The 20,439-nt window shown below is 73.6% G+C and carries 20 protein-coding genes; 7 read left to right on the plus strand and 13 right to left on the minus strand.

Translation table 11 applies throughout. The annotated features are described in order from the left end of the window. Positions 1-3 precede the first annotated feature (3 nt). The 4 genes from ABD268_RS15915 to pepN are packed head-to-tail and all read right to left on the minus strand — an operon-like array spanning position 4 to position 7,537. Positions 4-3,000 (minus strand): AAA family ATPase, encoded by a 2,997-nt coding sequence (locus tag ABD268_RS15915; RefSeq protein WP_344154295.1) that lies wholly within the window; start codon positions 2,998-3,000, stop codon positions 4-6. Further along, the gene (locus ABD268_RS15920; protein WP_344154298.1) at positions 3,000-4,166 is read right to left on the minus strand and encodes an exonuclease SbcCD subunit D; all 1,167 of its coding nucleotides are present in this window, start codon (positions 4,164-4,166) and stop codon (positions 3,000-3,002) included. The genes ABD268_RS15915 and ABD268_RS15920 overlap by 1 nt, the downstream gene beginning before the upstream one ends. A 55-nt stretch (positions 4,167-4,221) precedes the next feature. After that, the gene (locus tag ABD268_RS15925) at positions 4,222-5,052 is read right to left on the minus strand and encodes a formate dehydrogenase accessory sulfurtransferase FdhD (RefSeq protein ID WP_344154301.1); all 831 of its coding nucleotides are present in this window, start codon (positions 5,050-5,052) and stop codon (positions 4,222-4,224) included. Between the two features lie 13 nt (positions 5,053-5,065). After that, on the minus strand, positions 5,066-7,537 hold the full coding sequence (pepN, locus tag ABD268_RS15930; RefSeq protein WP_344154304.1) for an aminopeptidase N: 2,472 nt from the start codon (positions 7,535-7,537) through the stop codon (positions 5,066-5,068). A 224-nt stretch (positions 7,538-7,761) separates the two neighbouring features. On the opposite strand from pepN, the gene ABD268_RS15935 reads away from it, so the two are divergent. Together ABD268_RS15935 and ABD268_RS15940 are read left to right on the plus strand one after the other, a co-directional pair. Further along, the gene (locus ABD268_RS15935) at positions 7,762-9,513 is read left to right on the plus strand and encodes a SpoIVB peptidase S55 domain-containing protein (RefSeq protein ID WP_344154307.1); all 1,752 of its coding nucleotides are present in this window, start codon (positions 7,762-7,764) and stop codon (positions 9,511-9,513) included. Positions 9,514-9,660: 147 nt separating this feature from the next. Continuing rightward, on the plus strand, positions 9,661-10,134 hold the full coding sequence (locus ABD268_RS15940; protein ID WP_344154310.1) for a hypothetical protein: 474 nt from the start codon (positions 9,661-9,663) through the stop codon (positions 10,132-10,134). Here ABD268_RS15940 and ABD268_RS15945 read toward each other — a convergent pair. Then, a complete protein-coding gene (locus tag ABD268_RS15945; RefSeq protein ID WP_344154312.1) occupies positions 10,131-11,129 on the minus strand; it encodes an NADP-dependent oxidoreductase in 999 nt (332 codons plus the stop codon). The two genes, ABD268_RS15940 and ABD268_RS15945, sit on opposite strands and share 4 nt — an antisense overlap. A 195-nt stretch (positions 11,130-11,324) precedes the next feature. Here ABD268_RS15945 and ABD268_RS15950 point away from each other — a divergent pair, with 195 nt between their 5' ends. After that, positions 11,325-11,468: a hypothetical protein gene (locus ABD268_RS15950; RefSeq protein WP_344154315.1), complete on the plus strand. Its 144-nt coding sequence runs from the start codon at positions 11,325-11,327 to the stop codon at positions 11,466-11,468. Between the two features lie 76 nt (positions 11,469-11,544). On the opposite strand, the gene ABD268_RS15955 is transcribed toward ABD268_RS15950, so the two are convergent. Continuing rightward, positions 11,545-11,829: a Fe-S cluster assembly protein HesB gene (locus ABD268_RS15955; RefSeq protein WP_344154318.1), complete on the minus strand. Its 285-nt coding sequence runs from the start codon at positions 11,827-11,829 to the stop codon at positions 11,545-11,547. A gap of 127 nt (positions 11,830-11,956) precedes the next feature. Next, on the minus strand, positions 11,957-12,565 hold the full coding sequence (locus ABD268_RS15960) for a flavin reductase family protein (protein WP_344154321.1): 609 nt from the start codon (positions 12,563-12,565) through the stop codon (positions 11,957-11,959). Between the two features lie 61 nt (positions 12,566-12,626). On the opposite strand from ABD268_RS15960, the gene ABD268_RS15965 reads away from it, so the two are divergent. The 3 genes from ABD268_RS15965 to ABD268_RS15975 are packed head-to-tail and all read left to right on the plus strand — an operon-like array spanning position 12,627 to position 14,388. After that, positions 12,627-13,067: an OsmC family protein gene (locus ABD268_RS15965; protein WP_344154324.1), complete on the plus strand. Its 441-nt coding sequence runs from the start codon at positions 12,627-12,629 to the stop codon at positions 13,065-13,067. Then, a complete protein-coding gene (locus tag ABD268_RS15970) occupies positions 13,064-13,507 on the plus strand; it encodes an SRPBCC family protein (protein ID WP_344154327.1) in 444 nt (147 codons plus the stop codon). Before ABD268_RS15965 ends, ABD268_RS15970 begins: the two co-directional genes overlap by 4 nt. Next, positions 13,504-14,388: an oxidoreductase gene (locus ABD268_RS15975; protein ID WP_344154330.1), complete on the plus strand. Its 885-nt coding sequence runs from the start codon at positions 13,504-13,506 to the stop codon at positions 14,386-14,388. Before ABD268_RS15970 ends, ABD268_RS15975 begins: the two co-directional genes overlap by 4 nt. Before the next feature lie 22 nt (positions 14,389-14,410). On the opposite strand, the gene ABD268_RS15980 is transcribed toward ABD268_RS15975, so the two are convergent. The 6 genes from ABD268_RS15980 to ABD268_RS16005 all read right to left on the minus strand — a co-directional run bounded on the left by ABD268_RS15980 (position 14,411) and on the right by ABD268_RS16005 (position 19,501). Continuing rightward, on the minus strand, positions 14,411-15,079 hold the full coding sequence (locus ABD268_RS15980) for a peptidylprolyl isomerase (protein ID WP_344154332.1): 669 nt from the start codon (positions 15,077-15,079) through the stop codon (positions 14,411-14,413). 23 nt (positions 15,080-15,102) lie between these two features. Next, complete coding sequence (locus tag ABD268_RS15985) at positions 15,103-16,155, minus strand: alanine racemase (protein WP_344154334.1); 1,053 nt, start codon at positions 16,153-16,155, stop codon at positions 15,103-15,105. Beyond that, complete coding sequence (locus ABD268_RS15990; RefSeq protein ID WP_344154336.1) at positions 16,155-16,991, minus strand: aldo/keto reductase; 837 nt, start codon at positions 16,989-16,991, stop codon at positions 16,155-16,157. The genes ABD268_RS15985 and ABD268_RS15990 overlap by 1 nt, the downstream gene beginning before the upstream one ends. 43 nt (positions 16,992-17,034) lie before the next feature. Beyond that, positions 17,035-18,543: a HEAT repeat domain-containing protein gene (locus ABD268_RS15995; RefSeq protein ID WP_344154339.1), complete on the minus strand. Its 1,509-nt coding sequence runs from the start codon at positions 18,541-18,543 to the stop codon at positions 17,035-17,037. Between the two features lie 80 nt (positions 18,544-18,623). Beyond that, positions 18,624-19,121: a hypothetical protein gene (locus ABD268_RS16000; RefSeq protein WP_344154342.1), complete on the minus strand. Its 498-nt coding sequence runs from the start codon at positions 19,119-19,121 to the stop codon at positions 18,624-18,626. Further along, positions 19,118-19,501 carry a hypothetical protein gene (locus tag ABD268_RS16005; protein ID WP_344154345.1) on the minus strand — a complete coding sequence of 128 codons (384 nt, stop codon included), beginning with the start codon at positions 19,499-19,501 and terminating at the stop codon, positions 19,118-19,120. The genes ABD268_RS16000 and ABD268_RS16005 overlap by 4 nt, the downstream gene beginning before the upstream one ends. Before the next feature lie 204 nt (positions 19,502-19,705). Between ABD268_RS16005 and ABD268_RS16010 the strand changes: the two genes are divergently transcribed. After that, positions 19,706-20,434, plus strand: coding sequence for a M50 family metallopeptidase (locus ABD268_RS16010; RefSeq protein WP_344154348.1), 729 nt, complete (start codon positions 19,706-19,708; stop codon positions 20,432-20,434). Positions 20,435-20,439: the final 5 nt, after the last annotated feature.

Raw genomic sequence — 20,439 nt, forward strand, 5'->3', positions numbered from 1 at the left:
CCATCAGCAGGTCAGCGAGACCGTGGACCCCTGGCGTGACTTGGTCACGACCAGCTGGGTGGGGATCCGGTCCCGCATCTCCGCCACGTGGCTCACCACGCCGACCACCCGTCCGCCGTCGCGCAGCGAGTCGAGGGTGTCCATGACGTCGTCGAGGGTGTCCGCGTCGAGCGAGCCGAACCCCTCGTCGACGAAGAGCGTGTCGAGGTCGGCGCCGCCGGCCTCCTGGGTGATGACGTCCGCCAGACCGAGCGCGAGGGCCAGGGAGACGACGAACGTTTCGCCGCCCGAGAGCGTGGCCGGGTCCCGGGTCTCGCCGGACCAGTCGTCGCGCACCAGCAGGCTCAGGCCGCCCCGGGTCTCACCGGCGCCACGGCGACCGGTGTGCTCGAGGGAGTAGCGCCGGTCGCTCATCCGGGCCAGTCGCTCGTTGGCCGCGGCGACCACCTGGGAGAGGCGGTAGGCCAGGACGTAGCCGGAGAGCCGCATCTGCAGCCGGTTGTCGGGGGCCTTGCCCTCGACGAACGCGCAGAGGTGGTTGGTCAGGCGCGCGTCCTCCAGGACCGGTGCCCAGTCCGCCAGGGCTGCGCGCAACCGTTCGTCCAGCCCGGAGAGCCGCTGGTGGCGCGAGGTCCACAGCGAGCTGACCGCGCGGGCGTCTCCCAGGGCCGCGAGCGCGTCGGCCCGGGCGGCTGCGAGTGCGTCGACGTCGGGCAGCGGGGCACGGGCCAGCTCGTCGGACCCGGGCTCGGCGAGCACGGCCGCCACGGCCGACACCCGCCGGTCGTGGTCGGCGACCCGCCGCGCCAGCTCGTCCGCCTCGCCGGCCGGCCTCGCCGCCTCGACGGCTGCGGCGGTGGAGGCGAACCCGGCGTCCTCGACCGCGGTGGCCAGCGCGGCGGTGGCCTCGGCCAGCGCCGACTCGGCGTTGGCCAGTGCGTCGACGGCCTGGACGGCGCGCCGGGCGGTGGCGGCGCGTTCGAGGTGTGCGTCGAGGAGGGCCGGCAGGTCGGCGCACCCGGTCTCGGCGAGCATCCTCTCGAGGTCGCGGCGCAGCTCCTCGGCCTCGGCACGCAGGTGCGTGGCGCGGGACTCCAGCGTGGCGGCCTCCAGCTCGAGGTCGCGGAGCTCGCGGCCGAGCCGGTCCTGGTCGGCGACCGCCGTCGCGAGCGCGCCCTCGAGCGGCTCGGCCCGGCCGGCGTCGGTCTCGAGCCGGGCGATCTGGGTGCGGAGCGTGGCGCGCCCGACCTCCAGCTCGGCCGGGGTGGCCCCACCTGCCCTGCCGGTCGCGGTGGCGAGCCGGGTCGTCAGCTCGCGGACCTTGAGGTCGCGCACGTGCTCGTCGGCCTTGGCGTCGTCGAGGGCCCGCTGCGCGGCCTTCTCGGCCTCGCCGTCGGGGGCCCCGGGTGCCGGGCTGGCCTTCTGGGGATGCTCGTCCGAGCCGCAGACGGGACAGCAGGCCCCCACGGCGAGCGCGCCGGCGATCTCGGCGGCCATCCCCTCGATCCGCGCCTGCCGGAGTGCGAGGAGCTGCTCGTGCCTGGCCAGCGCGGTCTCCCGGACCTCCAGCCAGTCGGTCCGCGCGGCTTCGAGCTCGGTGGTCGCGGACGCGACCTCGACCACGGCGGCCGCCCGGTCGTCGAGGTCGGCGAGCCGGGCGCGGGCCTGCGGCAGCTCCGCACGCGCTGCCTCGGCGGCGGACAGCTCCGCACGCAGGGTGGTGATCCGCTCGGGCAGGGCGGCCTGCTCCGCGCCGGCACCGGCGACCCGCTCCGCGAGCTCGCCCCGTCGCGCGTCCACCGCGCCGACCTCGGCCTCGACGGCCTCGAGCCGGGCCTGTCGCGGCAACGCGGCGCGGACGCCGGCCGCCGCATCGGCGGCCTCGGCGGCCGCGTGGTCCAGGGTCTCCCGGTCGACGAGCAGCAGGCCGAGGCCGTCCGCGGCCGTGGTGGTGGCCTCGGAGGCAGCCTGCGCAGCGCGGTCGCGGGTGGCGGTCGCGGCGGTGACCATCCGGTGCACGGGGATCACGGTCGCCGCTCGTCGTGCGGCATCGAGCGCACGTCGCGCAGCGTCCACCCGCTCGGTCTGCTCCAGCAGCCGCTGGTGCTCCCCGGCGGCGGTGTCGAGCCGGGCCCGGCGCTCGAGGAGGCTGCGGGCGGCGTCGAGCCGGGCGTGGGCGGCGGCTTCGGCCTCGGCGGCGACGGCGGACGCGCGGGAGGACTCGTCGCGGGTGGCGGCCGCCTCCTCGCAGAGCCCCGCGGCCCAGGCGGCCAGCGCGCCGTCGGCGGCCGGGCCGGTGAGGTCGCGGATGTCCCACTCCCCGGGGAGGCCGGCGTCGGTTGCCTCGCTGACCCGGCTGACCAGGTCGGCGACTGCCTGGTGGCACGCCTCGGACCTCCGGCGCAGCGTCACCCGGCGGTCGCGCAGCCAGCGCTCGACGTCCTCGAACCGTCCGGTGCGGAAGAGCCGTTGCAGCAGCTGGTGACGCTCCTCGGACCTGGCGCGCAGGAAGGCCTGGAAGCGACCCTGGGGAAGCATCGCCACCTGGGTGAACTGGGCGAGGTTCATGCCGACGAGGCGGGTCACCAGGTGCCCGGTCTCGTCGAGGCGGCTGGAGAGCGGCGTCCAGGCGCCCTCGACCCGCTCGGAGATCGTCACCGAGGCCTGCTGCGTGGTCGTGCCCGAGCCGCGCTTCTTCGGGCGCTCCCACGCCGGCGAGCGGACGATCCGGAACCGGCGCCCGGCCAGGGTCGCCTCCAGGGTGACGGTCGGGGCGACCCCCGGCGCGGCCTGGTCGCACCGCAACCGCTTGGCGACTCCTCGGTCGCCGGGGACGTCGCCGTACAACGCGAAGCAGACCGCGTCGAGCACGCTGGTCTTCCCGGCCCCCGTGGGCCCGGAGAGCAGGAAGAGACCGGCCTCGGAGAGCCGGTCGAGGTCGATCGCGACGTGCCCGGCGAAGGGGCCGAAGGCCTGGACCTCGAGGTGGTGGAGTCGCATCAGGCGCCGGCCCCCGTCACGAGGACGTCGAAGTCGGGGTCCTCGCAGCAGGCGTCGAAGGCGTCCCGCAGCAGGCCGGCCTCCTCGTCGCTGGCGGCGGCGCCGCGCATCTCGGCGACGAAGTCGAGGGCGATGTCGTGGTCGCTGCGCCCGTGGAGGCGCGCCGCCGGCGCTGCGGCGCGGTCGCCGGAGGCAGGCTCGAAGCCGAGGACCAGGGTGTGCGGGAAGCGGGCCCGGAGCCGGTCCATGGCCTGGTGCGGCCGGACGTCGTCGGTCAGCGTGGCCTGGACCCACGAGCGCTCGTGGACCGCGAGCGCCGGGTCCGCCAGCAGCCCCTCGAGCGTGCCGCGCAGGCGGGCCAGCGGCCGGGGGACCGGCGCGTCGACGAACTCGGCGGCGGCCACGCCGTCGCGGCCGAGGTCGACCAGCCACGAGCCCTTGCGGTGGGTGGCCTCGGAGAAGGAGTAGGCCAGTGGGGAGCCGCTGTAGCGCACCGTCTCCGTGAGGGTGTGCCGTCCGTGGAGGTGGCCCAGCGCGGCGTAGTCGACGCCGTCGAAGACCGAGGTGGGTACGACGGAGACGCCACCCACGCTGATGTCCCGCTCGGAGTCGCTCGGCTCCGCTCCCGCCACGAAGGCGTGGGCGAGCACCACCGAGCGCGTCCCCGGGCGCCCGGCCAGGTCCGAGCGGACCCTGCGCATCGCCTCGGTCAACGCCGCCTCGTGGGAGCGCCCGGCGAGCCCCCACGGCTCACGCACGGCGTCGGGGTCGAGGTAGGGGATCCCGTGGACGGCGACCGGCCCGTGCTCGTCCTCCAGCAGCACCGGGGTGCCGACGGTGCCGGCGTCGGTGCGGATGAACACGCCCGCGGCGTCGATCAGCCGGGAGCTGAAGCCGAGCCGCTGCGCGGAGTCGTGGTTGCCGCTGGTCAGCACGACCTTCGCCCGGGACGCGGCCAGCCGGGCCAGCGTCTCGTCGGCGAGGCGGACCGCGTCGACGTGGGGGAGGGCCCGGTCGTAGACGTCGCCGGCCACCACGACCAGGTCGACCCGCTCCGCGGCGACGACCTCGAGCAGGTGGTCGACGTGGGCCGCCTGGTGGGTGAGCATCCCCTCACGGTGGAACGACCGGCCCAGGTGCCAGTCGGAGGTGTGGAGGATGCGCATGGGACCAACCTAGGAAGGGCCACCGACAGTCCGTCGCACCCACGCCGGGGAGGGCTCAGGTGTAGCGCACGCAACGCTGCGGCGAGGTGAAGCCGTAGAGCACCAGGCCGGCCCCTTCGGCCAGCCGCACCGACAGGCTGGTGGGTGCCCCCACCGCGACCAGCGAGCCGACACCGGCGGAGATCGCCTTCTGCACCAGCTCGAAGCCGGCCCGCCCGCTCACCACGAGGCAGGCCTCCGCCGGTGCCGCCCCGGCGAGCATCCGGGCGCCGGACACCTTGTCCACGGCGTTGTGCCGGCCCACGTCCTCGCGCACGACCAGCGGCTCGCCGGCCGCCGTGAACAGGCCCGCGGCATGGACCCCGCCGGTCCGGGAGAAGACGGTCTGGCGCTCCCGCAGCAGCTCCGGCAGGCGGCGTACGACGGGGGCACCGGGCAGCTCGCCGGTCCACGGCTCGCCACGGGGCACGTCGAGCGCCGAGGCGACGCTGTCCTTGCCGCAGACCCCGCAGGCCGAGGAGCCGGCCGACAGGCCGGTGTGCCGGTGGCCGGGGTCGCGCGCCGGGGGACCGTCGAGGGTCACGGTCACGACGTTGAACTCCTGCTCGGGCGCGAGGTCGGTGTCGGTGCAGTACGCGACCTCGTGCACGTCCCCGGGCCGGACGAGTCCCTCGTGGAGCAGCCAGCCTGCCGCGAGCTCGAAGTCGTGCCCCGGCGTCCGCATGGTGACCCAGACCCGGCGCGCGGCCGCACCGGGCCAGGCCAACCGGATCTCCAGGGGCTCCTCGGTGGCAAGCCGGTCCTCGTGCCGGCGTTCGCCGTCCGCGGTGAGCTCGTGGACACGGGTCCGGACGGTGGGTCCGGGACGGCGCGCGCGCTCGCTCACGACAGGGGTCCCGTCATCGTGCGGGGTAGGCCCGCCGGATCGCGAGCCGCCGCTCGAGCTCGTCGGTGAGGTCGACCACGCGCCGCTGGATCGACGCGTCCAGCCCGTCGAGGTCGATCAGCGCCCGTGCCTTCGCGAGGGTCTCCTCGGTCAGGGAGGTGGCCGGGAAGAAGAACTGCGCCGCCTCGGCCAGCACCCAGCCGCTCCGCACCTCCACGGTGCGCGGGACGTCGGCGAAGTAGCGGTCGACGTACTCGTCGGTGAGGTGCTCCTGACCGGTCCGCCACAGCCCCGCCCCGGCGGCCTCGAGCTCGTAGTTGGGCACGTCCACCTCGCCGGTGAAACGCGCCCAGGCCCAGGCCTTGGCCTCGGCGTCGGGCAGCGAGGCCGTCGCCCGGGTGTGCTCCACGCGGGAGCGCGCCGTCGGCTCGGCCTCGAGGGCCGCCCCGAGCTCGTCGCGGTCGGTCTCGCCGAGCACGGCGAGCTGGACCAGGATCCGCCAGCGCAGGTCGAGGTCCACCTCCACGCCGTCGGGCAGCACCCGACCGTCCAGCCAGCTGCGCAGCTGCCCGGCGTCGGTGGCGCTGCTGACCGCGGCCTGGAAGGCCGAGAGCTGCAGGGTCGACCCGGGGACGCTGTCGCCGACCTTCGCGAGCGCCGCGGTGTTGATGCGCCGCAAAGCCGCCGCAGGGTCGGCGGTCAGGGGCGCGACCTTCGTGATCGCCCAGGGCATCGTGTAGAAGACCGCGTCGTCGCTGTCCTCCACGGGCAGCCCGGCCTCGAGCAGGTCGATGACGTCGGCCGGGTCGATGGCCGCGTTGTGGAAGGCGCTGCGGACGTTGTTCCACACGCCGGCGCGCAGCCGGGTCTCGTCTGTGGCCGGGAGCAAAGACTTCAGGGCCGCCACCGTGGTGGCGTCGGGCTGGACCAGCGCCCAGGTGTCCTCGTAGGGGTCGAGCACCACGGCCCTGCCCTCGGCGACGTCGAGGGCGGTCTCGGGGGAGTCGACCGTGAGCGTCGAGACCTCCCACTTGCCCTCGGGGGCGGCGGTGGCGACCCGGAGGGTGTGCGGGCGGTCCGCCGGGTGGCCGGCCGGGGGAGTGCGCCGCACGGTGCCGGCCGCGCGGTCGAGCACGATGGTGTCCGGGCCGGCGGTGCGCAGCCAGCTGCTGGTGAACGCGCTCAGGTCGCCCGCGCCGGCCTGCTCCCAGCTCGCGAACAGGTCGTGCATCGTCGCGTTCCCGAAGCGGTGCCGGGTGAAGTGGTCGATCGCGCCCGCGAAGAACACCTCGTCACCGAGCGTGGCGTTGAGCTGCTTGAGGATGCTCGACCCCTTGGCGTAGGAGATGCCGTCGAAGTCCTGCAGCGCGGCGGTCGCGTCGACCGCGCCGTTGCCGGCCACCGCGTGGGTGCTGGGCCGCTGGTCGGCGACCAGGCCCCACTGGCGCCGGGCGTAGGCGTTGTGGGTCCAGGCGTCGTCGTACTCGGTGACGTCGGCGGTGACCCGGTTGCCCATGTACTCGGCGAAGGACTCGTTGAGCCACAGGTCGTCCCACCACTTCGGGGTGACGATGTTGCCGAACCACTGGTGGGCCATCTCGTGGGCGACCGTGGTGGCGCGGGCGATCCGGACGCCGCGGGTGACGCGGGAGGAGAAGATCAGCGGGTCGCGGAACGTGACGCAGCCGGGGTTCTCCATCGCGCCGGCGTTGAACTCGGGGACGAACGCCTGGTGGTACTCGCCGAACGGGTAGCGGATCCCGAAGAGCCGGTGGAACTCGTCGAAGCACTGCTTGGTCATCGTGAACAGCTCGTGGGCGTCGGCGTCCAGGTCCTTGGCGATGCTCGCCCGCGAGGAGAGCCCCAGCGGGATCCCGTCGTGCTCGTCGCGGATCAGGTGGTACGGGCCGGCGACGAGCGTGACGAAGTACGTCGAGAGCGGCTGGGTCTGCTCGAGCTCCCACACGCCCGGCTCCGGGTTGCTGCCCGGGGCGTTGCCGACGACGACCCAGTCGGCCGGCGCGGTGACGTGGAAGGTGTACGGCGCCTTCAGGTCGGGCTGGTCGAAGCAGGCGAAGATGCTGGGGGCGGCGTCCATGAAGCACATGCCGTAGACGTAGTGCCTGCCGTCGGCCGGGTCCACGCTGCGGTGCAGCCCCTCGCCGTCGTTGCGGAACCGCATCACCGCGTCGACGACCAGCTCGTTGGCGCCCTCGACCGTCTCCAGGGGCAGTCGGCCGCGCTCGAGCAGGTCGGCGTCCAGGGGCGAACCGTTGAAGCGGATCTCGTTGACCCGCGCCGGCTTGAGGTCGAGGAAGGTCGGCCCGCCCCGGGAGGTGAACCGGATCGTCGTCACGGAGCGGAACGTCGCCTCGTCCGAGGCGAGGTCGAGGGCCACGTCATACGCGTCGACGGCGAGGAGGTCGAAACGGGCCCGCGCCTCGGCGTGCTGGAGGCTGTGGAAGGGGCTCTGGTTGGCAGTCACGCGGCACACCCTATGCCCGGCCCCCTCAGCCGTCCCCGGGGTCGGGAGGTCACGGATCGGTGACGACGGCGCGGACTTGCGGTGCCGGCGAGCCGGAGGACGTACCTTCCTCCGAGGACCGGGAATTTCGTCCGCGCAGGCAGGCAACCATTCGGAGGCTCGTCGCGTCATAGGGGTCACTGGGGGCGTCAGTCACGCCCGTCTTCGGGAAAGGGAGTGGCTCGATGCAGCCAACGCTTGTCCACCGCCGGGGCCGTGCCCTGGCCTCACTCACCGCGGTCATGGGCCTGGCCCTGGGCGCTGCCGCCGTCGGCAACGCCCCGGCACAGTCGGCCGCGCCGACGCCGGACTGCACGCCGTACTCCGGCGCGCTCACCAAGGGCGACGCCGTGACCGCCATGTCGGTCACCTCGGGCACCACGCCCCAGGAGTTCGACGGCCAGGTGCTCGGCGTCCTCCAGGACGGCATCGCACCCGACCTCGACATGATCATGGTCGAGATCACCGCGCCGGACCCCGACAAGATCGGCGGGATCTGGCAGGGCATGTCCGGCTCGCCGGTCTACGCGAGCAACGGTGAGGTCATCGGCGCGATCGCCTACGGGCTCTCCTGGGGTCCGTCGTGGATCGCCGGCGTGACGCCGTTCGCCGACATGGACGACTACATGACCGCGGCCGCAGCGCCGGCCAAGGTCAAGGTGTCCGACGCGCAGGCCCTCACCATCGCGCGGAGCTCCGACGTCACCCGGACGCAGGCCGCCGCGGGCTTCAGCCAGCTGCCGATGCCGACCGGCGTCTCCGGCGTGAGCAACCGTCGCCTCAACCAGGCGGAGAACCACCGCGCCAAGCACAAGTGGGTGCCCAAGAGCTCCTACCGGATGGGCTCCGCAGCCGTCGCGGGCGACGCGAACGCGGCCGGCCCCGAGACGATCGAGCCGGGCGGCAACCTCGCCGCGTCGCTGTCCTACGGTGACATCACCATGGGTGGTGTCGGCACCGTGACCGCGGTCTGCAACGACAAGGTGGTCGGCTTCGGCCACCCGATGACGTTCCTCGGTGAGACGACGCTGACGCTGCACCCGGCCGACGCTCTCTTCATCCAGCCCGAGTCGCTCGGTGCGCCGTTCAAGGTCGCGAACCTGGGCGCTCCCGCCGGCACCATCTCCGACGACCACCTGACCGGGATCACCGGCTTCCTCGGCGCGGCGCCGGCCACGACCGATGTCACCTCGACGGTCGCCTTCCGCGACCGGGAGCGCAGCGGCACCACCCACGTCTCGGTCCCCGAGGCGATGGCCAGCACCGTGTTCTACGAGTCGGTGGGCAACCACGACCGCGTGGTCGACGGGGCCATCGCCGGCTCCGAGCTGCTGGAGTGGACGATCGCGGGTCACGACAGCGACGGGACGCCGTTCAACCTCCAGGTCACCGACCGCTTCGCCTCCGACTACGACATCACCTACGAGTCGGCCTGGGACCTCGCCGACTTCGTGTGGTCCCTGAGCCGGATCCCGGGCGTCACCCTCGACGGCGTCACCATGGACTCCCAGGTCGACGTCGACCACTCGGTGTGGGAGCTGTCGAAGCTCCAGCAGCGCATCGGCGGTGCGTGGGTCAAGGCCGGCAAGGGCGCGCCGGTTCTCGCCAGGGCGGGCAAGGCCCTGAAGATGCGTGCGGTGCTCACCAGCGGCTCGGCCACCCGGACCGTCCCGGTCTCGGTCAGCATCCCCGCGAACGCCTCCGGCGGTGAGGGCCGCATCGAGTTCACCGGCGGTGCCTACCTCTGGTCGGAGGACGCCTACCCGCGTTCGATCGAGCAGGCCGAGAAGTACGCCGCCACGATGGTCCGCAACGACGAGGTCCAGGTCCAGCTCGGCCTCTACTCGAAGCGCAAGCAGATCCAGAAGAGCGCCACGAGCGAGCCGCAGGACAAGGTCGTGACCGGCCACAAGCACGTCCGGGTCTTCGTCAAGTGACCCTCTGACGCGCAGTCACGGCGGGCCGGGAGCAGGTTGCTCCCGGCCCGCCGTCGTACGTCCGGCGGACGGTCCGCCCGGGACGTTGGCCCCTGTCCCGCGTCGGGTCCCTCGGGCAGCCTGACGGCACCGACCGGGGAGGCACGCATGAGGCTGCCAGGACGCGGGGCGCCGTACGTCGGGGTCCCGCCCGCCGACGGAGCCGTCGCGTGGGACGCGTGGGCGGCCGGCTGGGGCGGTGCCGTGGGGCTCGCGTTCGCCAACGCGGCGTTGCACCGGGCCTACGGGGAGGTGCTGCCCGAGCTCACGGCCGACCAGCTCGCGGGCGTCCTGCTGCTCGCGCTCGTCCTGCGCTGGACGGTGCACGTCGAGGGACGCAACCCGCTGGACGAGCCCCGCGACGCCGCGCTGGTCGGGCTGGCCTGGGCGGGCGCCACGGTGACCTTCGAGCTCACGTTCGGTCACTACGTCAACGGCGACAGCTGGTCCGACCTGCTGGCGGCGTACGACCTGACGAAGGGGCGGCTGTGGCTGCTCGACGTGGTGGGGATCGCCGCGGCGCCGGCGATCGCGCGCTGGTGGAACCGTCGCGCCCCGGGGCCAGCGTCCGCCGTCTCCTAGAGGCGGACCAGCATCTTCCCGGTGTTGCCGCCCCGGAGCAGGTCGAGGAACGCGTCCACCGCGTGGTCGAGCCCGTCGACGACGGTCTCGCGGGAGGTGAGCCGGCCGTCGGCCACCCACGCGCCGGCGCGCTGGTAGAACTCCGCGGCGGCGTCCGCGTGGTCGGAGACGATGAAGCCGCGCAGGGTGAGCCGCTTGCTGACGAACATCATCATGTTGCGGGGGCCGGGGGTGGGCTCGGTGTCGTTGTACTGCGCGATCGCCCCGCACGCCGCGATCCGGCCGAAGTCCGCGAGGTGGGAGATCGCCGCCTCGAGGTGGTCCCCGCCGACGTTGTCGAAGTAGACGTCGAAGGGGCCGTGCTCCTTCAGCTGTCGGGCGATCGGGGCGTCCTTGTAGTTCACCGCGGCGTCGAACCCGAGGTCGTCGGTCAGCCAGGACACCTTCTCGGCCGACCCCGCCGAGCCGACCACCCGGGAGGCGCCGAGCAGGCGCGCCATCTGACCCGCTGCCGAGCCGACCGCCCCGGCTGCGCCGGAGACCAGCACCGCGTCGCCCTCACGCAGGCCGGCGACCCGGGTGAGCCCGACGTACGCCGTGAGGCCGGGCATGCCGAGCACGCCGAGGTAGGCGGACGCCGGCACCTGCGAGACGTCGACCGGCCGGACCGACGACGCCGGGAGCAGTGCGTGCTCGCGCCAGCCGGCCTGGTGCAGCACCGTCGCGCCCACGGGCACGGACTCGTCCCCGGACGCGACCACCTCGCCGACGGCGCCGCCGTCGAGCGGCGCGTCGAGCCGGAAGGGCGGGACGTAGGACTTCACGTCGTTCATCCGCCCGCGCATGTACGGGTCGACCGACATGAACGTGTTGCGGACCAGCACCTCGCCCGGTCCGGGATCGGCCAGCTCGACCTCGACGAGCCGGAAGTCGTCGGGGGTCGGCCAGCCGGACGGGCGGGCGGCGAGCTGGATCTCACGGGTCTTCTGGGCCATGCGCTCGATCCTGCCAGCGCGTTCGGCGCGGCTCCGGCCGGGTGCGCGCACCCCGCCCCGCTGGTGGCCGACATCACGTCGCCGCCGAATCCGGGAGGCGCGCCCAGGGGCCCTACGATGTAAGAGCCGCAGAGGCGACGTAAGTCATTACACGAACGGGGCCCGTCGGACCGGGCCGAAGGGGATGAGCACACCATGACCACGCAGCTGCACCAGGCATTCGGGATCGTCGCGGCGCGGGCCCACCAGGCCCAGGACCCCGCGCTCCTGCGCGACCTGGAGCTCGCCCGGCAGGCCGACCGGCGGGCGCGTCGCGTGCTGCGCCGTCGCACCCGCTGAGTCGCGGCGCACGCGCGTCCTGACATGCAACAGACCCCCGGGCCGTCGGCCCGGGGGTCTGTTGCATGCGGGGGAGTCAGGCCTGGATGCCCAGGGCGAACTCCACCTTGCCGGCCGAGTCGACGGCGGCGTCGAGGATCTTGTCGTCGAGCATCGCCGCGGCGGTCTGGTCGAGGTAGACGGTGGCGCCGTCCTGCTCGACGGTCTGGTCGCCCGGCTCCGGGGCCTCCGCTGCGCTGACCGCGAAGGTCGGCTCGGGGGCGTCCTCGGAGGTGATGCGCAGTCCGGCGGTGTCCGCGAGACCCGGCTGGGCGGTGATGTCCTTGACGATGGTGCTGGCGTTCTCGGTCAGGGTGAGCATGACGTGCCTTCCGATCGGCGTGCAGGTCCCTTCCACCCTCACCCTGCAGATCGCGAGGACGCAAGTTCCGCGGCGAATTCCGGCGTGTTCGTCGGACTGTCAGACGATCCGGTGGGGGGCGGGTCCCTCAGGACCTCTCGACGATGTCCTCGGGGCGGTTCGGCCGGGCGACCGACACGACGGCCGGCGGCAGTCCCCACTCGTCGCGGCCGAGCCTGGAGACGGGGCGCAGGTGCTCCATCGCGGGGTGGCCGTCGACCAGCGCCTCGTCCAGCACGGTGATCGCCACCACCCGGCCGAGGACGAGCGTGGTGTCGCCGAGCTCGTGGGTGGAGTGCAGCGTGCACTCCAGGGACGCGGGGGAGTCCACGACCCGCGCGGGTGCGACGAGGCTGCTCGGTTCGAGCCCGATGCCCAGGGCCGCGGCCTCGTCGATGTCTGGACCGAACCTGGCGCTGGTGTCGTTGACCTTCTCGAGCAGCGGCTCGGTCGCCAGGTTGACGACGAACTCGCCGGTGGCCACCACGTTGGCCAGCGTGTCCTTGTCGCCGACCGAGGCGAAGGACACGATCGGGGGCCGGGCGCAGGCGACGTTGAAGAACGAGTGCGGCGCGAGGTTGCCGACCCCGTGGTCGTCCAGCGTCGAGATCCAGGCGATCGGTCGTGGCACGACCAGGGCCGTCAGGAGCCGGTAGGGGTTGACGTCGGGATCCTCGCAGCGGAAGACGGTGCGCATGTCCGGGAGGGTACGACGCGACCGCGTTCGGCGGGGGCGCAGGTCTGGCAGGCTGAGGCCCATGAGTGACGAGACGGCCGATTCCACCCTGCGCAGCATCGATCTCACGCGCATCGGTGAGCGCCGCTACAAGGCCACCAACAGCCGCGGGGGCGTGCTCCCGATCGGGTCCGGCGACGACCCCGACTTCACCCCTGTCGAGCTGCTTCTCGCCGCGCTCGCGGGGTGCGGCGCCATCGACGTGGACATCATCACGGGCAGGCGCTCCGACGCGGAGACCTTCGACGCCCGCGCCACCGGTCACAAGGTCCGGGACGAGCAGGGCAGCCACGTGGTCGGGCTCACCGTCACCTACGACGTCACCTTCCCCGAGGGCGAGGCCGGCGACCGCGCCCGCGAGGTCCTGCCCCAGACCCTGCAGCGGGTCCGTGACCGGCTCTGCACCGTCGGCCGCACGGTGGCCATCGGGGAGCCGGTCGAGTACGTCGAGGGCGACCTGTGAGTCATCGTGTCGACGTCTGCGTCGAGACGCGGATCCGCCGCCCGCTCGCGGAGGTGGCGGCGTACGCCGGCGACCCGGGCAACGCCCCCCGGTGGTACGCCAACATCAAGCAGGTCGAGTGGCGGACCCCGCCACCGGTATCGGTCGGATCACGGATGGACTTCGTCGCGACGTTCCTCGGCCGCCGGCTGTCCTACACCTACGAGGTGACCGAGCTGGTGCCGGGCGAGCGGCTGGTCATGGAGACGGCCCAGGGGCCGTTCCCGATGCGCACGACGTACACCTGGACCGCTGACGCCGACGGCACCGTGATGGCGCTGCGCAACGACGGGCGACCCGCGGGGTTCTCCCGGGCCCTGGCTCCGGTGCTCGAGATCGCGATGCGCCGGGCGATGACCAAGGACCTGGCCGCCCTGCGGCGCATCCTCGAGGGGACGTGAACAAGGCGCGCACCGGTCCCTGGACCAGGGTGCCGGAGCAGCGGGGCCGCCGCTTCGTGGTGACGGGCGCGACCAGCGGCATCGGGCTGGAGACCGCCCGGCGGCTGGCTTCGGTCGGCGCCGAGGTCGTCCTGGCCGTCCGCGACGAGGCCAAGGGAGAAGCGGTCGCCGCGACCATGGCTGGGGCCGTGGAGGTGCGCCGGCTCGACGTCGCCGACCTCTCCTCGGTGCGCGACTTCGCCGCCGGGGTCGGGCCGGTCGACGTCCTCGTGAACAACGCCGGGGTGATGGGGGTGCCCTACGCCCGCACCGTCGACGGCTTCGAGACCCAGATCGCGACCAACCACCTGGGCCACTTCGCGCTGGCCAACCTGCTGCTGCCGCGGCTGACCGACCGGGTCGTCGTGGTGGGCTCGGCGTCACACCGCTCCGGTGACCTCGACGTCGACGACCTGGGCTGGGAGCGGCGCGGCTATCGCGCGTACGCCGCGTACGCCGCCTCCAAGCTGGCGAACCTGCTCTTCCTCGCGGAGCTGCAGCGCCGGCTGACCGCCGCCGGGTCGACCCTGCGCGCGACCGGCGCCCATCCCGGCTACACCGCGACCGCCATCCAGGCCGGCACCGGCAACCGCGCCTTCACGCGGCTGTCCGGGGTCGGGAACCGGCTACTCGGGATGCCCGCCTGGCGGGGCGCGCTCCCGACGCTCTACGCCGCGACGATGGACGTCGCGGGCAACAGCTACCTCGGCCCGCACCGGGCCCGCGAGCTCAACGGCTGGCCCACGATGGTGGGCCGGTCCCGAACGGCCAGCGACCCCGACCTCGCCCGGCTGCTGTGGACACGGTCGGAGTCTCTGACGGGGGTGTCGTTCCCGCTCTGAGCCGGGACGCGCCAGCTGCAGGTCACTCCGCGGTGACGGACTCGATCTTGACCTGCTCCTTGGGCGCGCCGTCGGGGCCGCCGTCCGCGGTGCCCTTGTCGGCGATGTCCTTGACGACCTGCAGGCCGGCGTCGTCGATCTGGCCGAAGACGGTGTAGTTGGGGTCCAGCGTGCTGTCGCCGTAGACGATGAAGAACTGCGAGCCGTTGGTGTCCACCCCGGCGTTGGCCATCGCCAGGGTGCCGGCCCCGTAGGTCTCCTTGCCGGACAGCTCGTCCTCGAAGGAGTAGCCGGGACCGCCGGCGCCCGAGCCGGTCGGGTCGCCACACTGCAGGACGTAGATGCCCTGGGTCGTGAGCCGGTGGCAGGTGGTGGAGTCGAAGTAGCCCTGGTCGGCCAGCGACACGAACGAGTTGACCGTGCAGGGGGTGGTGTCCGCGTCGAGGGTCGCCTTGATGTCGCCGGCGTTGGTCTTGATCGTGACGGCCTCGTCGCCGCTGACGGCCGCGTGGTCCGGCGGGAGGTCGACGTCCTTGGCCGCCTGGCCGTCCTCGGTGTAGGTGCAGGCCGGGCCGCTCGCGTCGCGGCTGGGGGCGGCGCCCGCGGAGTCGTCGGACGAGTCGTCGCCGCATCCGGCGAGGGCGAAGAGGGCCGCCGTGGCGACCAGGGCGGTGAGGGGGCGCTTGAGCATGGGCATGATGGTAGGGGCAGGGCTCAGGAGTTCAGGCCACGGGCGGTGACCGACCAGGGCCGCAGCTCGCCGGACTCCTCGGCGTACACCGTGTCGACGAGGTTCACCGCGTTGCACACGTGGTTGGGCACCACGTCGACCCGGCTGCCCAGCGGCGGCAGGGACGCCCCGGCGAGGTCGACGACCGCGTGGTGCTCCGACAGCATCACGATCCGCGCATCGGGGTGCTCCGGCAGCCGCCCGAAACCGGAGGCGTACGCCGGCCGGTCGGCCCCGAGCACCTTGCTGCCCGCATCGAGGACCAGCCGGCCACCGGCGTGGCTCACCACGCTCGCGCTGCAGGTCAGGGCGAGGCTGTCCGGAGGCATCGCGCCCAGCTCCCACTGCTGCGCGTCGCCGAAGACGTAGACCCCCGGCCGGAGCTCGGTGAGCACCGAGGGATCGGAGTGGGCGAGGCTCGGGGTGGAACCGCCACTGACCACGTGCGGCTCCACGCCGGCCTCGCGCAGGGACGCGGCTGCCTCACGCAGCGCCGCGGCCTCGTCGGCGGCGGCGCTCGCGAGTGCCCCGGCGGCATAGCTGTGCCCCGGGAACGTGAACACGCCCCGGACCTGCAGGCCGGTGCGGACCGCGGCCAGGGCAACCTTCCCGGCATCGCGGGGGAGGACCCCGCTGCGGTGGTGGCCGCAGTCGATCTCGACGAGGGCCTCGACCGTCGTGGCGCCCAGGAGCCGGCCGGCGTTGGCGGCTCCCTCGACCGAGTCCACGCCGATGGCCACCGCCGCGTCGCCGGTCAGGTCGGTGAGCCGTCCGGCGGCGGTGTCGTCCAGCCACAGCGGATAGGCGACGAACACGTCCCCGATGCCGTTGCGGGCGAAGGTCTCGGCCTCCCCGATCGTGGCCACCGAGATGCCCACCGCGCCGGCCGCGAGCTGCAGCCGCGCGATCTCGACCGTCTTGTGCGTCTTGACGTGCGGCCGCAGGGCGAGCCCTGCGCCGTCCGCGAACTCGGCCACCCGAGCGATGTTGCGGCGCAGGCGGGCGAGGTCGACCCGCAGGTACGGCGTCGCCGGCATCACTGCTCCTCGTGGGTGTCCGGGTCACCCCCGAAGAGCCGGCCGTCCGGCCGCCCCAGACCCGTGATCGCCGCCACCTCGTCGTCGGTGAGCTCGAAGCCGAACACGTCGAGGTTCTGGCGCTGCCGCTCGGGGGTGACCGACTTGGGGATCGGGATCGCGCCCAGCTGCACCTGCCAGCGCAGGATCACCTGCCCGGGCGTGACGCCGTACCTCTCGGCCGCCGCGGCGACCGGGGTCTCGGTGAACGGCGCCTGGCGCTTGCCCAGCGGGCTCCAGGACTCGGTGCGGATGCCGAGCCGCTCGTGCACGGCGCGCATCTCGGCCTGCGGGAAGTACGGGTGCAGCTCGACCTGGTTGACCGACGGGGTGACCCCGCTGTCGTCGATGATCCGCTGCAGGTGTGCCTCGGTGAAGTTGGAGACGCCGATCGAGCGGACCAGCCCCTCCTTGCGCAGGTCGACCAGCGCACGCCAGGCCTCGGCGTACTTCCCGACGCTCGGGTTCGGCCAGTGGACCAGCTGGAGGTCGAGGTGGTCGAGCCCGAGGCGCTCCAGCGACCCGCGCACGCTGGCGACCGCGTCGTCGTACCCGTGGTGCCGGCCGGGGATCTTGCTCGCGACACGGAACTCGTCCCGCGGCAGGCCCGACCGGCGGATCGCCTCGCCGACCTCACGCTCGTTCCCGTAGTTCACCGCGGTGTCCAGCAGCCGGTAGCCGTTCTCCAGGGCACTGGTGATCGCGGTGATCCCGTCGTCCCCCCTCAGGGGATAGGTGCCGAAGCCGATCGCCGGGAGCGTTGTGCCGTCGTTGAGGGTGTACGCCGGGATGCCCATGGCGCCAACGTAGCGGCTCGGCCGAGCCCCGGAGCGGGTGGCGTCAGAGGGCGACCCGGCCGCCGTGACGCAACCACCACGCGGCCGGCTGCTGGAGCGGGTGGGTCGGGTCCGCGGCCAGCCGGGCGAGCACCGGTTGGCCCGTCATCCCGGCGTACAGCAGCGCTCGCCGGTTCAGGGGGTCCGGCAGGGCCAACAGGCGCTCGAGCCGGTCCTCGTCCAGCGGTGCCCCCGAGTGCGCCAGCGCGAAGATCGCCGACGTGACGACGACGGGGTCATCGCTGTCCAGCAGCTCCACGGCCGGGCCTCGGGACTCCTCGTCCCCCAGGAGCAGGAACAGGGTGGCGGCAGCCCGGCGGACGACGAGGTCCTGGTGGCTCCGGATGGCGGCCGCCAGCTCCAGCGCGAGCGGGCCGCGGAACGGGGAGGCCATCAGCAGCAGCGTCGAGGTGGTGCGGCGCGCGTCGCGGGAGTCGAAGGCCGCCTCGAACACCAGCCGGTCGAGCAACGGCTGGCCGCGCAGCCCCAGCACGTCGGTGGCCCGCTCGGCGACGCGGGAGCAGAAGGCGAGCTTGTCGCGGTGGGCGACGGGTGCGCCGGGGCGCATGACCCGCTCCGGGTCCGTCTGGCCGGGGAGGCGTGCGGCGATCGCGGCCCGCGTCGGTGCCGGCAGCGCCCCCCAGAGCGTCGCGAGCTGGCGGTTCCGCTGCTCGTCGTCGGCGAGCACCTCCCACGCGTGCGCGAACGGGGCCACCACCGGCCGCCACTGTGACGGGCCCAGGTCCCCGTCGGCGGCCACGTGCTCCAGGCCCACCACACCGGCCCGCAGCCGCAGGACGTCGTCGCTGCCGAGCAGCGGCGACAGCACGCGCACGGTCACGGGGTCCGGCCGCTCCGCGAGAAGGCGCGCGGCATCACCGAGCACCGCCGTGCCGGGTTCCTCGAGGAACTCGGCCACGGCGTCCTCCACGACCTCGGCGTACTTGCCGCAGCGCAGCAACGCCAGCGCCTCGTACCGTGTGGTGTAGCCGGTGAAGGCGGCACGGCTCATCTCGCTGACCAGCTGCGACACGAGCGGGCGCAGGAACGCCGTCGAGATCCCGGGACGCACGGCCAGCGCCGTCTCGCTCAGGTGCAGCCACGCCAGCCCGGTCGGCTCCGGAGTCCCGACCACGCGATCCACGGCGTCGTTGAGGTCGACCAGGGTCGGCAGGTTCCGCACCGACCGAGGTCGTCCGTCACCGAACCTGCGGCGGACCAGGTCGACGGATCCGCGCAGGGATCCGGGCTCGCAGCCCAGGACGGCTTCGTACGCCTCGACCACAGCGCCTCCGGGGGCGACTCGGCCGGTCTCCCAGCCCGAGACCGACGGCGCCGAGGCGGCGATGCCCTGCTCCTTGAGGAGGCCGGCCATCTCGGTCACCGAGACCGACGCCCCGTCGATGCCGAAGTCCCGCCAGCTGCGGAGCAGCCAGGCGATGCGGACCCGGACGTCGACGTGGGGCGCCTCGAAGGGCGTGGGGTCGTCGAGCACGTCCGGCGACCTGGCCATCGAAGCTCCCCGAGTCCTTCCCCCTTGGCGTTGCTGCACCGTTCCCCCTGATGCAGGGGCAACCATAGGGTCCCGATCCGTCAGCCGGGGCCATTTCCGCCCTGTGGGCCAGAGTCGTCGGGGACTGACGCGTGGTGCGGGGCCCCGTGCGTGCGCCGGTCCTCCTTCATCTCGGCCTCGAAGAGGTGGCGGCGGCCGCCCACGAGCTGGTCCCGCGCCAGCCTTTCCAGCGACCTGAAGGTGTCGTAGTAGGTGTCGTCGTACTCCTCGACGATCTGGAAGCTCCACCGGCCGTGGATCACGTTGCGGCCGACGAGCTCGCGCTCGATCCGGTCGGCCAGCTCCGCGTGCCCGGCGTCGCGCAGCTGGTCGACGGCCTCGCCGAGGGTCAGGTCGCCGGTGCCGCAGAGCCGGTGGAAGGCGTACAGGTGGCCCCGGGCGTGCTCGACGGCCTCGAGCGCCTCCGACAGCTTGCCGAGCGCCTCGACGGTGGCGTCGCTGACACCGTCGGGGCGGACGTGCTCCGGCCGGGGACGGTCGGTGCTGTTCGCGGGGTCGGCCATCGTTCCTCCGGTCATCGTTCCTCCAGGGCGGCGAGCAGGGCGGGCGGGTCGGCCACGGTGAAGGTGGCGCCGGGGTGCCGGATCCGGCCGGTCGGGTCGATCGCCCGGACCGGGCTGTGGAACTGCACGCAGACGGCCCGGGCGCCGTTCGTCGCGAAGGTCACCCCGCGGTCGGTGAACGAGAGGTGGGCCGGTCCGGCCGTCTTCACGAAGCTGAACCCACCGGTCTCGGTGGCCGAGGAGATGTTGCTGCGCGGTGTCCGCAGCGACCACGGTCCGAACCTGGCCCGAAGCTCCTGGTCGTCGACCTCGACCCACGCCGTCGCGGGCACGATCCCGAACACGAGCGCGGGCAACCGGTAGGTCGGGTCGAAGCGGAACGGGAACCGTGTCATCCCGGCAGGCTAGCGGCGACCGGACCCGCGGGCGTCCTCCACACGGGTGAGCCGGGGCTTGCGGCGGCCTCCTGCGGTGGCGAGTAGCAACGAGAACCTCGAAGCCGTCCAGGCCGTCGTCGAGCGGGTCTCCGCCGGCACCGTGCTCGCCCGAGGACGACCCACCCGGCCCGACCGCCCACTGGGGTGCGGCAGGCTGGGCGCGTGCACCTCACCGACGCCCTCGCCCGCATCGGCGACGAGGTGGTCGGCACCCAGCCCCGGCCCGAGCCGGCGACCGTGCTGGTGGTGGGGCTTGTCGTCCTCGCTGTCGTGGCCCTGCCGGCCACGTGGCGGGTCAGTCGCCACGTCGTGACCATCGCCCACGAGGGCGCCCACGGCGTCGCCGCGCTGCTGAGCGGCCGCCGCCTCGCGGGCATCCGGTTGCACTCGGACACCTCGGGGCTCACGTTGTCGCGGGGGAGGAGCGCCGGCCCCGGGATGGTGGCCACCGCGCTCGCCGGGTACGTCGGGCCGTCCCTGCTCGGCCTCGGCGCGGCGTACCTCCTGCGTGAGCGGCACGCGCTGGCGGTGCTGTGGCTGGCCGTGGTCCTGCTCGGTCTGCTGCTGCTCCAGATCCGCAACTTCTACGGCCTGTACGCCGTGCTGGTCGCCGGCCTCGGTGTGTTCGCCGTGTCCTGGTGGGGGAGCGAGCCGGTGCAGTCGGTGGCCGCGTACGCCGGCACCTGGTTCCTGCTGCTCGCGGCACCACGTCCGGTGCTCGAGCTCCAGCGGCAGCGTCGTCGCGGCCGGGCGCGGGACTCCGACGCCGACCTGCTGGCCCGGCTGACACCGCTCCCGGGCCTGGCCTGGGTGGGGCTCTTCCTGCTCGTCACCGTGGCCGCGCTCGGCCTGGGCGCGAGCTGGCTGCTGGGTCTCCTGTGGGGCCGCTAGGGTCG

This window comes from Nocardioides koreensis, from assembly GCF_039531775.1.
Classification (GTDB): domain Bacteria; phylum Actinomycetota; class Actinomycetes; order Propionibacteriales; family Nocardioidaceae; genus Nocardioides; species Nocardioides koreensis.